Source organism: Haladaptatus sp. CMAA 1909, assembly GCF_043952005.1.
Lineage (GTDB): Archaea > Halobacteriota > Halobacteria > Halobacteriales > Haladaptataceae > Haladaptatus.
On the sequence record NZ_JBIOAV010000002.1, the window covers coordinates 596,714 to 610,444 of the forward strand.

General features: G+C 54.1%; 10 protein-coding genes and 1 pseudogene. 4 read left to right on the top strand and 7 right to left on the bottom strand.

Annotation, left to right across the window (positions count from 1 at the left end; translation table 11 throughout):
* Nucleotides 1-505 precede the first annotated feature (505 nt).
* The gene (locus ACGYLY_RS20940; RefSeq protein ID WP_395284608.1) at nucleotides 506-1,012 is read left to right on the top strand and encodes a hypothetical protein; all 507 of its coding nucleotides are present in this window, start codon (nucleotides 506-508) and stop codon (nucleotides 1,010-1,012) included.
* Nucleotides 1,013-3,146: 2,134 nt separating this feature from the next.
* Here the strand turns inward: ACGYLY_RS20940 and ACGYLY_RS20945 are convergent.
* The gene (locus tag ACGYLY_RS20945; RefSeq protein WP_395284607.1) at nucleotides 3,147-3,374 is read right to left on the bottom strand and encodes a hypothetical protein; all 228 of its coding nucleotides are present in this window, start codon (nucleotides 3,372-3,374) and stop codon (nucleotides 3,147-3,149) included.
* Nucleotides 3,375-3,921: 547 nt separating this feature from the next.
* Here ACGYLY_RS20945 and ACGYLY_RS20950 point away from each other — a divergent pair.
* Nucleotides 3,922-4,287, top strand: coding sequence for an ArsR/SmtB family transcription factor (locus ACGYLY_RS20950; protein ID WP_395284606.1), 366 nt, complete (start codon nucleotides 3,922-3,924; stop codon nucleotides 4,285-4,287).
* Between the two features lie 3 nt (nucleotides 4,288-4,290).
* The gene (locus ACGYLY_RS20955; RefSeq protein ID WP_395284605.1) at nucleotides 4,291-4,626 is read left to right on the top strand and encodes a hypothetical protein; all 336 of its coding nucleotides are present in this window, start codon (nucleotides 4,291-4,293) and stop codon (nucleotides 4,624-4,626) included.
* 708 nt (nucleotides 4,627-5,334) lie between these two features.
* Here ACGYLY_RS20955 and ACGYLY_RS20960 read toward each other — a convergent pair.
* The 5 genes and pseudogenes from ACGYLY_RS20960 to ACGYLY_RS20980 all read right to left on the bottom strand — a co-directional run bounded on the left by ACGYLY_RS20960 (nucleotide 5,335) and on the right by ACGYLY_RS20980 (nucleotide 11,299).
* Complete coding sequence (locus tag ACGYLY_RS20960) at nucleotides 5,335-6,327, bottom strand: NAD-dependent epimerase/dehydratase family protein (RefSeq protein WP_395284927.1); 993 nt, start codon at nucleotides 6,325-6,327, stop codon at nucleotides 5,335-5,337.
* A 20-nt stretch (nucleotides 6,328-6,347) separates the two neighbouring features.
* Nucleotides 6,348-7,369 (bottom strand): annotated as a pseudogene (locus ACGYLY_RS20965) (NAD-dependent epimerase/dehydratase family protein).
* Nucleotides 7,370-7,371: 2 nt separating this feature from the next.
* Nucleotides 7,372-8,538, bottom strand: a complete 1,167-nt coding sequence (locus ACGYLY_RS20970; RefSeq protein ID WP_395284604.1) for an NAD-dependent epimerase/dehydratase family protein — start codon at nucleotides 8,536-8,538, stop codon at nucleotides 7,372-7,374.
* Between the two features lie 66 nt (nucleotides 8,539-8,604).
* Nucleotides 8,605-10,149, bottom strand: coding sequence for an alkaline phosphatase family protein (locus ACGYLY_RS20975; RefSeq protein WP_395284603.1), 1,545 nt, complete (start codon nucleotides 10,147-10,149; stop codon nucleotides 8,605-8,607).
* Nucleotides 10,150-10,291: 142 nt separating this feature from the next.
* Nucleotides 10,292-11,299, bottom strand: coding sequence for a YbhN family protein (locus tag ACGYLY_RS20980; protein WP_395284602.1), 1,008 nt, complete (start codon nucleotides 11,297-11,299; stop codon nucleotides 10,292-10,294).
* A gap of 279 nt (nucleotides 11,300-11,578) precedes the next feature.
* On the opposite strand from ACGYLY_RS20980, the gene ACGYLY_RS20985 reads away from it, so the two are divergent.
* Complete coding sequence (locus ACGYLY_RS20985) at nucleotides 11,579-12,745, top strand: sulfatase-like hydrolase/transferase (protein ID WP_395284601.1); 1,167 nt, start codon at nucleotides 11,579-11,581, stop codon at nucleotides 12,743-12,745.
* Between the two features lie 51 nt (nucleotides 12,746-12,796).
* On the opposite strand, the gene ACGYLY_RS20990 is transcribed toward ACGYLY_RS20985, so the two are convergent.
* Nucleotides 12,797-13,618, bottom strand: a complete 822-nt coding sequence (locus ACGYLY_RS20990) for a polysaccharide deacetylase family protein (protein WP_395284600.1) — start codon at nucleotides 13,616-13,618, stop codon at nucleotides 12,797-12,799.
* Nucleotides 13,619-13,731: the final 113 nt, after the last annotated feature.

A 13,731-nucleotide genomic window follows, 5' to 3' on the forward strand; every position in this document is an offset into this window, starting at 1 on the left:
TACCTAAGAGAATCCTTCCAAATATGGCCTCTAAATTAGTAGTGTTTAGAAGCCAAAAATCCCGCGCAACACTAAAGACTGGAATACCAGACGGTGCACCAAAGCCAAAGGGGGATACAAATGAAGCGAGAAAGACGGAAAATAAAATAATCGAAAAACAGACACAACCGAAGTCAACAAAGGCCGACAATCAACAGAAACGACACAGAAGGGATTCAACCAGGAACAAGCAGTCAGGGATTCAGATGAGAGTGATAGACCGACCAGAATACAGTTCGATACAGAGGGGATTCACTAGAGCAACAGCCAAACAGAAGTCGAGAAAGTGTTAGAAAGTGGATGTTGAATTGAGAACAACAGAGCGACAGGAACCAGGCGAACAGCAGAGACGAGAGAACAGGAAGAGCAACCAGCAGACAACAGATCGAGAACGAGAACAAAGGGGGGTTCGACTGAGGCGAGAAAAGAGAGGGGTTCAGAGGGTAGTCGGAAGAGTGATACAAAAGTGAGAATCAACACCAATCAGCCGAGAATAACAGCAGGGTGGTATCCCAATAGAGAACGAGAATCTGGTATTCCAAAGGTACTACAGCCAATGGAAGTATCAACAGTAGTAAGAAGAGGAAACAGCGATAGAGAAAGCGAACAACGAGACAGCAAAAGCGGAAGAAAACGAGGAGGAGCTAGACCAAATTCAGCACAGAGAGCAACAGCAGTTAACAGCTATACAGCAATGTCAAATATAGCATGGTTCTCGATGAGAGGGGAAGCCAGCAGGCAACAAAACAGGGGCAGTGTTACAGCGGAAGTCCGGTGTGGTAAAATGAGTCAAGACGACGGTCGATCAGTCGAGCAGCGCGAGCAAAGTGGAGCTCGAGCAGCACCAACCAGAGACAAACAGCCAACAGCATCAGCAAGGGTGAATCCCGACTGGGACGACACACCAGGAATCCCACAGTGGAGTGCTACATCTGAATCCCATTTCTGGTTCGACCAGTGGAATCCCATATGAGAAAGTAGTTGAGGAATCCCCCAAGGGCAATCAGACAAGCAGCAACCGCTGGTGACGATCAACAGCAACACTGCACGGAGAACACCAACGGCACGACTACGAAGTCAGCATCATAGCAGAGGTGAACCCCAACAGTGTTACAGCAGGTTGAACCCCAGATCGGAACAGAATAATTGAACCCCAGATCAGCGAAAGAGGGAAGCCCAAAACTCGAGCAGCACGACAAAGGGAGGACGGTAGCAGAGAGAACATCCAGCGGATTGAGCTCTGCCCGGCTTCCTGTTGTGCCGGCAGATCACAGGTTCTCGTGAACGGTGGTGTTGTACAATCGAGCAAGAAAGCCATCCTAGAGCGCGTTCTTTGTCGCTTGAAAAGAATAAATGATAACAACGAGAGATTGTCCCGCTCAGTCTAAATTCGAAATCGCTTCGTCAATATCGAAATCTTGAGTGGTTTCGGACCCCTCTTCTGTCCGATCGACCTTCTCTTGATCCTCATCGATCTCTACTTCCGGTCCCTCTTCCTCGGTAAACTCCGTGTTTACTCCCCACGGCATGTTATTGTTCCCCGACCTGAACGTACTCGAGTTCTGGATCCATTATGTGCTTTTGAAGCCATCAGTTCTATTGAATCCATCGGTGGTGTAGTGGTAGCGATGAGGGATGCATCCTCTCTAATCAGCAGGCCGTTTGTATCAGCTGCTAAATATCCCAAGGAGCAGGCTGATTCATGATAGTACAAAGCAGAAAGAGAGTCAAAGGAGCGCCACAGATAACTGTAGAGTAGTATCATCAGTGAAAGGATGTTGGTGGCCATGAAGGTCCACCCATCACCCTCAAAGCAGGGAAATATCCCTACTCCATGTTCTGCTGCTCCCCGCGTGAAAGAGAACAGCAGATTGCCATACGGTAGTGGGGGTCTTAACCTTGCAACTCTCGTCGAGAGCCGGATTCCAATGACGTTCGTTGGGAACATAGCCTCAGACACCACGGTCTGTGAGACAGCACAGGACAATCTCCAAGTGTGACGAATTCTGACAATCCTCTCCCTGGGACAGGACGACGAGATCCAATGAGCGACGTGAGAGGAGCGCCAGTGGCAATACTGGTTGGGGTGCCCACAGTCATCACGCAAATCTAGGTGCCAACCTGGACGACAGAATGGGTGCTAACAGGAGCACGCACCATCTGAGGTGCCGGTGTGCCTGTATCATTTGGGTGCCACCCTAATCACATCAGTGGGGTGCCGTCTCTTGCGGGACACCGCAGCTTCAATGAAGTGATCCGCGACAACGGGAGGGAACAGCACAGTGGACTGTCCACCAATAACAGATTACCGTGTCCGATGATCACTACAGATGGACTGTCATGTTTGGTGACCAGCATTCCCTAATCTCCGGTGGTGTCCCACTGAAGGAACTTTCCACCCTGCCGGGAAAACTGGACGCCGAGCAGCAACAGCACTCGAGACTGCTTCTCTGGGAGGACACTCCACGACTGCCAATAACAGCAGGGTGATTGTCCTCTAGACTGTCTCCAAAGGGACTGTCAGAAAGAGCGCTAATGTACTGAATTAATTCCACGATGGATGGGAAAGAAGTGTGTGGTAGCGGTGTGAGAAGTGCGGAATACGGCCGATTTACTGCGGAAATGTGGTGTCTTCAAACAAAGTTATTGGTAGCAGACATATCTGGCCTAATACCGAGTGAACCAGAGGGAGCTTCCTGCCCTCTGTCTCTACTTGGAGAGTGCCCAGAGACCAGCTGCGATGACAAGGAGAAACGCGACGAAGAGTGAGAGTACGAAGAAACTCCGCTCTCCGTAAACCAGTTGGTATACTTGACTGACTGCTCCAAGTGCGCCAAATAACGCAATGAGAATCAATCTTCGTCGACTGATCGAGACTGCTGTGGACATAGCTGACGTTGTCAGTGTTAATATTTAAACACTGATGACCCGTGTATTGGACCTTGGGCGTATGCCATCTCTTAGTGAGACAATTGCGTTGTGGCAGGGTATGGTCACGAGGTGCATTTTCTCATACACCTGTGTCTTCAAAGACGGACTGTCCCCCCGGTCACGAGCAGCGGTCCATTCGACGCATCGCTGGGCGTTCGCTGACTAGAGAGACAAATTCAGAGACTAAACGCCCGAATCACGAGATAGAACACCGATTCAAGTCCAATAATCAATATGCTGAATACGAAGGTGATGATCACTAAAATCAGAAAGTGAACCTCAACGGACTCATCATCAACATATGTGTCAAAGTCCTCATTTGGAGCAACGCGATCGAGAGCAACGGAGTACAGCATGCGAAAGTCGTCTTCTCGACTCCCGTCGGTTATCTCTTCGTCTATCATTGCAACCCTATTGCTGTTGACTGACAATAAAGCCATCGACAGGGCCATTTACGGCATTGTTCTCTACCTCAAATTTTGAACTAACCAGAGAAAGAGTACAAATATGGCGCGTTTCCTCCGCATTCTCGGCGTTATCGCAGACGTAATGCTTGCAGGCTGCCTCGGCGGCTTTGGATTCGGCGACAGTAGCGGCGACCTAACTATAACAACTAGCACAGATCCGACGCAGACAGCGACCAGAACGGCAACACAAGCAACGACGGTACCAACACAGACCACCGCCTGAATCAATGCACCGAGCGGCGGCCAGCGTTTCGAAGCACGAGTAATCATTGTCGTCGATCCGACAACCCACAAAATCGAACACAACGGCAAGACCCAGACGGCTGATTTGATCGGTGTGCGCGTCCAGAAGAGTGTACTACCACTGGAAGCAAATTATAGAGCAGGTTACCGACAAGGACACGAGATAGTCCTTCGAGTTTAGTTTCTTTTCGAATGCTTCAAATCGGCGTCTATTTATGCTCTCATCTGATTGAGCCAATTTGTGAGCAAGGATTGGGAGCCAGACAATATCTTTGAGGTCTTGGGTAATGCCCAAGCGCGGCAGATACTCGTGCTCGCCGATCTAAAACCAATGTCTGCCCAAGAGCTGGCTGATCGGTGTGAGACGTCCCTTCCTACAATCTATAGACGAATTAATGAGTTAGTAAATTATGATTTACTACGTAAGCAAACACAAAAAGAGGACGGAACCCAGTATCAGATTTTCAAAACTGATCTTAAGAAAGTATGCTTCGAGATCGACAATGGGGGATTTGTTGTGGACGTCCAACTACGCCAACAGATGGTTGATCAATTTGAAGATTTTTGGGGGGAGTTGCAAAACTCAAGTGAAAAGGAGGAGAATTAGATAATGAATAACTTTGTCCTCACCTTCATGCCACAACAACACTCTTGGTTCGAATTTTTTGGCTTCCTACTTGTAAATATATTAACATTAATCTTTGGAAGTGTATTGTCAATTCTTAGCTATCATGCATATAGACGACGTAAGATTCAATCTTTCAAAATCGCCACCATTGGATTCGTGATTATTACAATCGGAACTATTGTTGAAGCAATTTATGAAATTGGGATTAGGAGAAGTTTCGAACTTACCGGTCAGGAGCTAATTATTCTCCACTCTATGGAAAGCTTATTATTAGCAATCGGATTAGGTCTTCTTTTTTATTCTATTACCCGGCAATGATTTAGCATTTTCAGATTAGTACCTGCCCCGGGGAAATTGTTTTTGGTTCAAGATAAAATAACACAAGGCAATAAATAAAAATTGCTAATGATAAAACAGTAATGATGGATAATACTACTTGGGAAATGTCTCTTTCTCGATTCATTATCTATCATTGAATCTCTAGCGGCTCATCTGAATGAGCTTTTTGTTATTTGGGTCTGACCATGGCACTCGGAAACTGTTATTAATCTATATTTGAGCCACCGCGGCATAGAAATGTACACGATTTTCAAATACTGAAAAAGAGAACCATTACACATCTATGTTCGTAAAGGCAGAGTTTATTGCTTTTACCCCACGATTTGGAGAATGCTCACGATCAGTTGGGAGGATAATGGGTCCATGTATTTACCGCTTTTTCATTATCTGAAAATCGTCTTTACAGACTAGTGTGTCACCACAGTTTGGACAAACAATATGTGGTGTACTTGCAGATTTGGTCTTACCACGCGTAGTGCATTAACAAAAATTGTATTTCTTACTGCGTTTCTATAAAATACCATATATTATAGTAATTGACACAAATTTACCGCTCGTTACCCGATCATTCTTGAACTTATAATACTTCCCTAAGAGGAAAGTAGCCTTCTAATTTGTATATTGCTGCACTAGAAAAATATGGAAGTCGGAATTTCCAGCTGCCCCTCGTCACGCCAGATCTATGACCTATTTGCATTTGGTCCTGAGGAGAGAACGGACACTCTGGACAACGGAGCGCTCGGGATGCCAGCCCAATTCACGGCGGGCGCGGGCTGTGTCGACAGCAAAATTCTCAACGAACGTTTCGTTAGGACGAGGGTTCTCGACAAGCGAAATTTCGATATCTCGATCGGTCTCCTTAGTGGCAATCGACTGAACAAGTTTTGCGATCTCAATTACGCTCATGTCCTCGTCACCAGCAATCTCGTATCCCTCAGCTCCTGTTTTCCCACGGTCGAGATCGTTGAGCAACCGCTCCGCGCTATTTACGTATGCCTGGGCCACGTCGTTAACGTGGACATAGTTCCGTGACTGTGTCCCAGGTTCGTACACAGTAAGCTCTTGACCCTCCGACACTCGATTGACGAAGAAATTGATAACGGTGCCTTTTGAGACGGTTCGACCATCAACCTCATGTTCGCCGTAGAGGTTCGACTTTAGGTAGCAATGGGCTGGGAAGGCACCGTCGGCCATATCGGCGACAGCGTGTTCGCCAATGAGTTTCGTCCGACCGTACCAGTTCAGCGGGTCGCGTGGGTGATCAACCGTTATCGGAAAATCCATGGGATCTCCGAGGACAGCCACGCTGAACGGGAAGACAAGCGCGGCACCGGTCTTGCGACAGAACCAAGCAACGTTGTTCGTCCCACCAATATTCACTTCGTAGGCGAGATCCTGACGTTCCTCGCAGTCCTGGACGCCAGTAATCGCTGCGAGGTGGAGGATAACGTCTGCACCGTCGAGAAACGACTCCAGTTGATCGCGCTCGCGCAGGTCTACGTGTTCAATCTCAACGCCGCCGGCCCGCCGAACATCCCCAAACCAGAAGTTGTCCATTGCAACCACTGTCCAATCGGGGTGGGCTGCTTCGAGGTGGTACAGGACACGGCTCCCGATGTATCCCGCAGCGCCGGTGACTGCGATCGTCGGCGTCCTTTCGTCAGCGGTCCTCTCACCCATCGACGCATCGTCGTTGGCGGTCATTCGTCATCACCGTTCCCAAATTGCCCCGAACACTGTCCGTCGGCTCCGAATTCTGCTGTCGGCGTCGGCGGCTCGGTGATGAGTTCCCGAAATCGTCGTGCGAGATCGACGACTCCGTCTTGGACAGACAGCTCCGGTTCAAAGCCGGTCTCACCGGGCGGTCGAAGTTTACGTGGTATGAGGGGCCAGGCTGTTTTTCTCCAAGGTAGGTGACATCGATCGGCTGATCGAGTTCTTCCCGAACGATCTCAGCGATTTCGGCGATGCGGTAGTTCTCCTTGTTACTTCCGACGTTGTATACCAGCTGGGGCCACTGTTCGGGGTGGCAAGCGGCGCAACTGTACGCTCGTGCCGCATCGCGCACGTGGATAAAGGGCCGCCAGTTGCTCCCATCGCCGTAGACAGTAAGCGGCCGGTTCGTGAGCGCTCGGAAGACGAAGTGATTGATGACGAGGTTGAATCGGATACCGGGAGCGTACCCGTAGTTGGTGCTCATTCGGAGCGCGGTCCCATTGAATCCGTAGGTCTCGACCGCTTCCATGAGGAGTTGTTCGGCCTGGAGCTTTGACTCCGCGTATGGGTTCAGCGGTTCGGCTTTTGTCTCCTCGTCCAGACTTTTACTCGTTGTCCGGCCGTAGTTGTTGCAGGAAGACGCAAAGACGACCGTCTCAACACCGAGTTTCCCAGCGGCAGTAAGGACGTTCTCAGTGCCACCGTAATTGACCGCAAATGTCTCCTCCCGACGGTTGTGCGTATTGTCGGCGCCCGTTATCGCTGCGAGGTGGATCACCGAATCGGCGCCACGCATTACGCTCTCGACGGACCCGTACTTGCGGACGTCGCCACGCTGGAACGAAAGTGCAGCGTCCCCTCCGAGACCGGTTCTGATGAGGTTGCGCGGCGACCCCGCTTCAAGCGAGTCAAACACCGTCACTTGCTCAACTGCCTCCTCGGAAAGTAGTTGCGGGACGAGCACGCTACCGATGTACCCGCAGCCTCCGGTCACTAGGACATGCATGGTTAGTCGTCAACGAGAACGCCTGGCAGGAAGCGATCCTCGTAGGTTTCAATGGTGTTCTCATGGCGGGTAAGCGTCTCAAAGATGTCCCGTACGCTCTCCTCGAACGACTGCGCCTGTTTGCCGATGAGAGATCCGTACCGATCATGCTCAATCTCCATCTCGTGGGTTTCATCCTCCTCGCGGGGGTTCTCGAAATGTTTGACCTCAACATCGTAGCCATACTCACGGCCAACCTCGGCGATCGTGTTAGCAATTTCGACGATCGAGATAGCCCGTGTCACCTGATTGTACACCGTGAGACTCTCCTCATCGTTCGTTTCGGTTGCTAAACGCGCAAGTCCCTCGACGGCGTCTTCGAGGCTCACGAATGGTTTTCGCTGTTTGCCCTTTCCGTAGACGGTAACGGGGTACCCCGCGACTGCCTGCGCACAGAAGCGATGGGTGACGGTGCCGAAGTAGTAGTCAAAGTCGAACCGCGTTTTCAGGCGGTCGTCGGTCCGTGTTTCCTCGGTCTCGGTGCCATAGACGATCGCTGTCCGGACGTCGCTGATTGGGATATCAAACTGTTGGTGGGCGAGACGCATGTTCGCCGCATCGTGGCTTTTCGTCAAGTGGTACCACGACCCGGCCATCGCTGGGAACGGAACCTCATCCTCCTGTCCCTGGTGACGCATCGTCGCGCCGCCCTCCGGGATCGGGAAGTCTGGCGCGCCATAGACCCCAGTGGTTGTCGTCTCAACGAAGTGCGTGTCGGTGAGATCTGCCTCCTCGAGTCCCCACAGCAGGTTACGGGTTGCCTGGAGGTTATTGTCCTGGGTATAGTTTGCGCGGTCTCCATCTATTTGGGAGTATGGAGCAGAGGGTTGTGCCGCGGTGTGGATTACTGTTGAGGGTTCGTGAACCTGGAGGAGTCGGTTGACAAACGCCTTGTCCGTGAGGTCGCCTTCGATGAACGAGAGGTTTCCAAGGCCGTGGACGTCCCGAGCGGCTGCCAGCCGCTCGTCTGCGTTGGCAATCGGTACGGCAGACGTCGAACCGACTTCCTCGACCCACCGGCGGCGGGCGAAGTTGTCGACGAGCACGACGCGCTTTTCGCAGCGGTCGGCGATGCGGAGACTGGTCGGCCAACCGAGATAACCATCGGCACCGGTGACGAGAATCGTCATAATGCGTTGGATGCCTCCTTGTTACAAATACATGTTCATTATCGGGAGACGATAGTGAGAGTTCCTTTATTCCATGTACCCGAGCTGTTTGAGCCGGTCGGAAACTTCACCGGCCGCGCGTCGACCGTTGGCTGTGTCGATGGCGATTGGTTCCCGGCGTTCCCACGACAGCTTGTTGGAGAGTATCGGGAGAACCTCACCGCGCATATCCGTCGGGACGTCGCAACCGGCGCTCACTAACAGCGTGGGCGCAAGATCAAGGATACTTATCTGGTCGATCTCTCCTTGTGCGTCGAATGAGGGACCGCTAGCAAGGAAAATGCCGCTACGCGTGTTCTCCGCAGCCCAGCGATCCGGTTTGGTGTGAATTCGACCACCGCCGATGCCGTCATTGATGTGGACGCCTGGGCGTTGATCTACGACAATTTCAGGGCCTTCGGAGACATAGGAACCAGTGTAGACATCCTCACCCCGGTGGACGTCCGTGAATAGGCAGCCCTCGTCATCTGCGGCCTCATGGAGGTCAGCCATCAGTGCCTGGCGCACCGAATCAACGTCGTATGCTGAGTTGAGGTAGATTGGCCCCTGAGAACTCGCGACGGCTTTCGTCCGGTCGAGATCAATTGCCTCTAACTTCCGCCCACGTTTGAGCCCTGCTTGCTGGGGCACCAATTGCTGAAATCGCTCCGGAACCGTCTTTGCAAGCAGATCAACGGCCCCGGCACGTTTTGCGAACCACAGCGCGTTCTCCCGGGTGAGACCAAGTGGACGGAGGTAGTCTTCGAGGGTCCGTTCTCTTGTCTGGTAGCCGTTTTCGGCCAGCCACTCATTAATGTAGAACTCCGTCGTCGTCGCCGCACTCCCATGATCGGACATCAAGACGAGATCCGTATCCTCTAGCTCCGCGAGTCGGCCAATCCACTTATCGATCCTCTGCCAGCCACGTCGGGTCGGGTCGTCATCCCAGAAGAAGTGGTGGAGGACGTTGATATAGAACAGTGTCAGGTGAAGGAAGTCGAGGTCGTGCTCCTCGAACAGCGAGAGGGCGGCCTCGAAGCGCGCGTCGAACAGGTCAAGGATCGCTTCTACCTCCGCGTCGCGCTCGTCATTCGACGAAAGCAGCGGGTCCGGGTGGACGCGGTAGTCGAATCGTTCTTCGAGCTCGTCTGCGAGGGACGCGGGCGCTGTATACCCGGAGTTAATCGAACGGTATTCGCCTTCGACTGCGTCTGGGCCACCGCTTACAACGAAGCCATCGAGCTCGCGCGGAGGGTACATCGTTGGCATGTTGATGACGCCGGTAGTCTGCCCTTCGTCGTTGAGGTAATCCCATATCTCAGCGGTGTGGAAGTCACTGCCGTTTACGACATCGATCTGCCTCTCGGCCAGATCGACACGCTCGAACCAGAAGACACCGAATCCGCCAGGATCCTTCCCCGACGAGTAACACTTCCAGTTCGGAAACGTCACCGGTGGTAGGCAGCTCCGACTCTCCGCCCACGTCCCGTCCTCACGAAGCGCCGCCAGATTGGGTAACTCTCCCGCCTTGATCCAAGGATCAAGCAGTCGCCAGCTGGCACCGTCGAGACCAAGGACGAACGTTCGCGTCATACACTACATTGCTCGGCCTGGCCAGATAGGTTCTTCTACCTCGGTTGGTCTATCACCGGATCAGTCCCCCCTCCTCACTGATCGTTTCTCTTCGTCGATTCATTGCTCCTGTCAAGCCTGTACAGCATCCGCCTGCGACGGCTCACTTTTGGTCTGAGAGAACCGACGAGATATCCAATCGCATCGCCGGAACCCACCCGGCGAATGCCGGGAGGTAGACGCCGAGGAACCGGTCGATGAGGATCGTCGGCGCGGCGACGGACGCGGGAACACCGAGCGCAGCCAACACAAGCGTTGCCGACGCCTCCGCAACACCGACACCGCCTGGGGTCAGTGGGAGCAGCGTGACGGTGTAGGCGGTGACCAGCGCGACTGGAAGCAACACCGGTGGCGAGAACTTCACGCCCGCCGCATCAAGCAGCAACCACGTTCGGACCCCCGGAACGACCATCATCGCAAACGTCCACCCGCCAGCGTAGAGCGCGATCATAGAGTAGTCGGCGGCCAGTCGCTCGAAAGTATCAGCGGCGTCCGCGCCGAAGTTCGGGAGGGCCCCGAAAAACCGATCAGCAACCGATCCGACGAGCGGGATGCGTCCGACGCCGACCCGATTGCGCACCGCGACAGCTACCCTGCCGGCCCCCTCCAGCCGAGTCCCCATTAACAGAATCAACGGACCAACGACGAGGTAGAGCGTCGCGGACGCGCCGACAGCGACGAGTAGGCCCTTTGAGAGAGAGGACGCGAAAAGCGCCAGCCCGAACAGCGCCACCGCGCCGTTGAGGACTGCGTACAGTGCTGTGTGGAAGCCGGCGACCGACACAAGTTCGCTCCAGTCGTATCCGGTGTATTGACGTAGAACAACCGGCGCAAGCGACCGCCCGGAGACGCGGGAGGGGATTACTTGATTGACGAAATTGACTGTCAGTGTTGTCCGCGCTGCCGTCGAGAACGGCGTCCGACGAAGCGTGTTGAGCAGAACGTGCCACATGGAGAACCGGGAAAGAACTTCTAGAACCGTCAATGCGAGGATAAACGCTATGGCAATACGGTTCATCCCACCAATAGTCTCGATAACGCGTCCCCACGCGGCCTGCTGGAGGATCCACGCTAGCGCGGCGATGCTCAGCCCGTAGCGGATGACCTTCAACAGTTGACGGCGACGGGTGGAACTCATGATTGCGAGGGCTTTCGCTTGCGTATTGACGAAAACGGGGCGGCGACCACTGCTCGAAGAGACGAAAGCGAGACTTCCATGTCGACGTAGATCATGTATTGAGTGTCGGCACTTGTCTACTTCGTTGTTGCCTTGTCTACTTCGTTGTCTCCTGTGCCATCATGCTGATTCTTCTGCATTGGCGACGATCAATATCAGCGTTGACCGGACCGCAACGCCTATTCGTCCGTCAGGTGACCTACGAGATAAGTGATGAAGGACATCGTACTCGTCACAGCGGACTCCGTCCGCTACGACCACTTCGATTCGATGGAGTTCCTCTCGTCGTTCGACTCCTACGTGGGCATCACCCCCGCCCACTACACCCGTCCGAGCCTCGCGGGGCTGCTCTCGTCGAGTCTTGTTTCGGCCCTCCAGTCACGAGTAGCGGAGCGGTCGCTCGCCGAGGTGCTGGCGGCGGAAGGTTACACTTGTATTGGGCTGACACCGACGCCACAGGCTGACTCGGCGTTCGGCTTCGACGCTGGCTTTGACGAGTACGAGACGTTCACTGAGGGCGGCGGGGAGAATCCCTTCAAGAACCGACGGAGTCGAATCCGGGAGTATCTCGGTGGGTTCATCCCTGTCCGCCGGCTCTACCGCCGTCTCGTCCCGATGGAGGCAGTGCTCTCCTCGATCCCGCCCGATGAGGAACTCATCGACGTGGCGATCGAGCGCTTCAACGATGCGAGCGGACCGCGATTCCTTTGGATCCACCTAATGGAGAGCCACCGACCGTACGGTGTCGGTGACGAGGCCATCCCGAAGTCTCTCGACCGGAAGGCCGGTGCCGCTGGGGACGGCGGACTTTTTTCGACGCCAGCCCCTTCCGACGAGGAAGTCGAAGTGATCGATCGGGCCTACCGAGACGCACTTTCCCGGGTGGACAAGCAGATTGAGCGCCTGCTCTCAGAACTCGACAGCGACCCGTCATTCGTCTTCACCGCGGATCACGGCGATGAATTTGGCGAGGAGGGCTATTTCTATCACCAAGGATTCCGCCGTCGGGTCGTCGATCCGATCGTCGAGGTGCCGCTCGTGTTCTCTGGTTTCGATGCCGTAGAGAACGCCGAAACCGACCGTGACCGGATAAGCTTGCTCGACGTGGCACCTACACTAGTCGAGAGCATCGGGGTTGAACCACCAGCGAGGTGGCATGGGAACTCCCTCTTTGAGGGCGGTTCGGAGACGATGATTACGGTCGCCCCATGGCACGAAAAGGCGACGGTCGCCGTCAGGAGCGACCTCGGTACGCTGATAGCTCGGAACGCAGATGTAATGCTCGATAGCGGCGGATGGCAGACCGAAGCAAAACGAGCCGAGGCGAGTGAGGAGTTGGAACAGCGGCTTCGTGAACTCGGCTACGTCGATGCTGGGTGAGCCGCTTCCGCTCCAGCAATTGGAGGTGCTAACGTACCATTATCACCGATTTCAATACTTTTCGACAACTGATCTAGCAGTGACGAATTCGAAGTCTTCATTAAGGATTGCCGTCAGCGCACGCCACATCCACTCTCCGGAGCGCCAGTAAATCCTCCGTGGAACGCCCGCTATCGTCGGCAATTCGCAGAACTCCCATGGGTGGACGTAGAGGACGGGCGAAATCCCTTTGCGGGCCAAGAGGCGCATACCAAGGATTGTGTATCGGACGCCGAAAAATCGGAGCCACGTCCCTGTCAGGGGAAGTCCGATCCCTGGCATGACTGCAACCGGGAGTTCGGCGACAGTTGACGGCGCGCCCGCGACAAGCTTGTCAGCGCCGCAAGGGCGACGCATGGACCACTCCCCACCGTACCAGCCAGGGATCTTTCGGCACGGAACAATGCTCGAGTCGTACTCGTACCCAGTGTCGGCGAGCAAGTCGAAGTGGTCTGGCGGGACGTCGAACGATGGGGCGCGGAACCCTGTCACTGACGTACCCGTCGTCCGTTCGAGCGCCTCGCGCGAGCTTTTGAGCTCTGCGTGTCGCTCTTCGGGAGAGATCTCTGAGAGATGGACGTGGCTGCGAGTGTGCGAGGCAATCTCGTGGCCAGCGTCAGCCGCCCGAACAGCGAGCCCTGGACGACGCTCCGCGACGTCGGAAACAACAAAGAATGTCGCCCTGGCGTTGGCGTCATCAAGAATGTCAAGAAGGCCGTCCATGGCTCCCAGTCCAATATCAGTGTCAGTTACCGTCCCACGGGCGTTCCGATAGGCAGGAGTGTGCGAGAAGTACTCGAAGTCAACGGAGATGACGGCGCGGGGAGGGCTCATAGCTGTGGGAAGTGACGATTTCAGCTATCGGAAGGACTTGTGCCCATTTACATCTTTGCCTTCGATCGCCCGAGAATGTGTAGCAGAGATCAAGATGGAGGTTCATCTGGATT

What these genes read in the sequence shown, in the direction of transcription:
- ACGYLY_RS20985 (WP_395284601.1), top strand. Translation starts at nt 11,579, where the DNA reads ATGAAGGACATCGTACTCGTCACAGCGGACTCCGTCCGCTACGACCAC.
- ACGYLY_RS20945 (WP_395284607.1), bottom strand. Translation starts at nt 3,374, where the DNA reads ATGATAGACGAAGAGATAACCGACGGGAGTCGAGAAGACGACTTTCGC.
- ACGYLY_RS20990 (WP_395284600.1), bottom strand. Translation starts at nt 13,618, where the DNA reads ATGAGCCCTCCCCGCGCCGTCATCTCCGTTGACTTCGAGTACTTCTCG.
- ACGYLY_RS20975 (WP_395284603.1), bottom strand. Translation starts at nt 10,149, where the DNA reads ATGACGCGAACGTTCGTCCTTGGTCTCGACGGTGCCAGCTGGCGACTG.
- ACGYLY_RS20970 (WP_395284604.1), bottom strand. Translation starts at nt 8,538, where the DNA reads ATGACGATTCTCGTCACCGGTGCCGATGGTTATCTCGGTTGGCCGACC.
- ACGYLY_RS20960 (WP_395284927.1), bottom strand. Translation starts at nt 6,327, where the DNA reads ATGGGTGAGAGGACCGCTGACGAAAGGACGCCGACGATCGCAGTCACC.
- ACGYLY_RS20955 (WP_395284605.1), top strand. Translation starts at nt 4,291, where the DNA reads ATGAATAACTTTGTCCTCACCTTCATGCCACAACAACACTCTTGGTTC.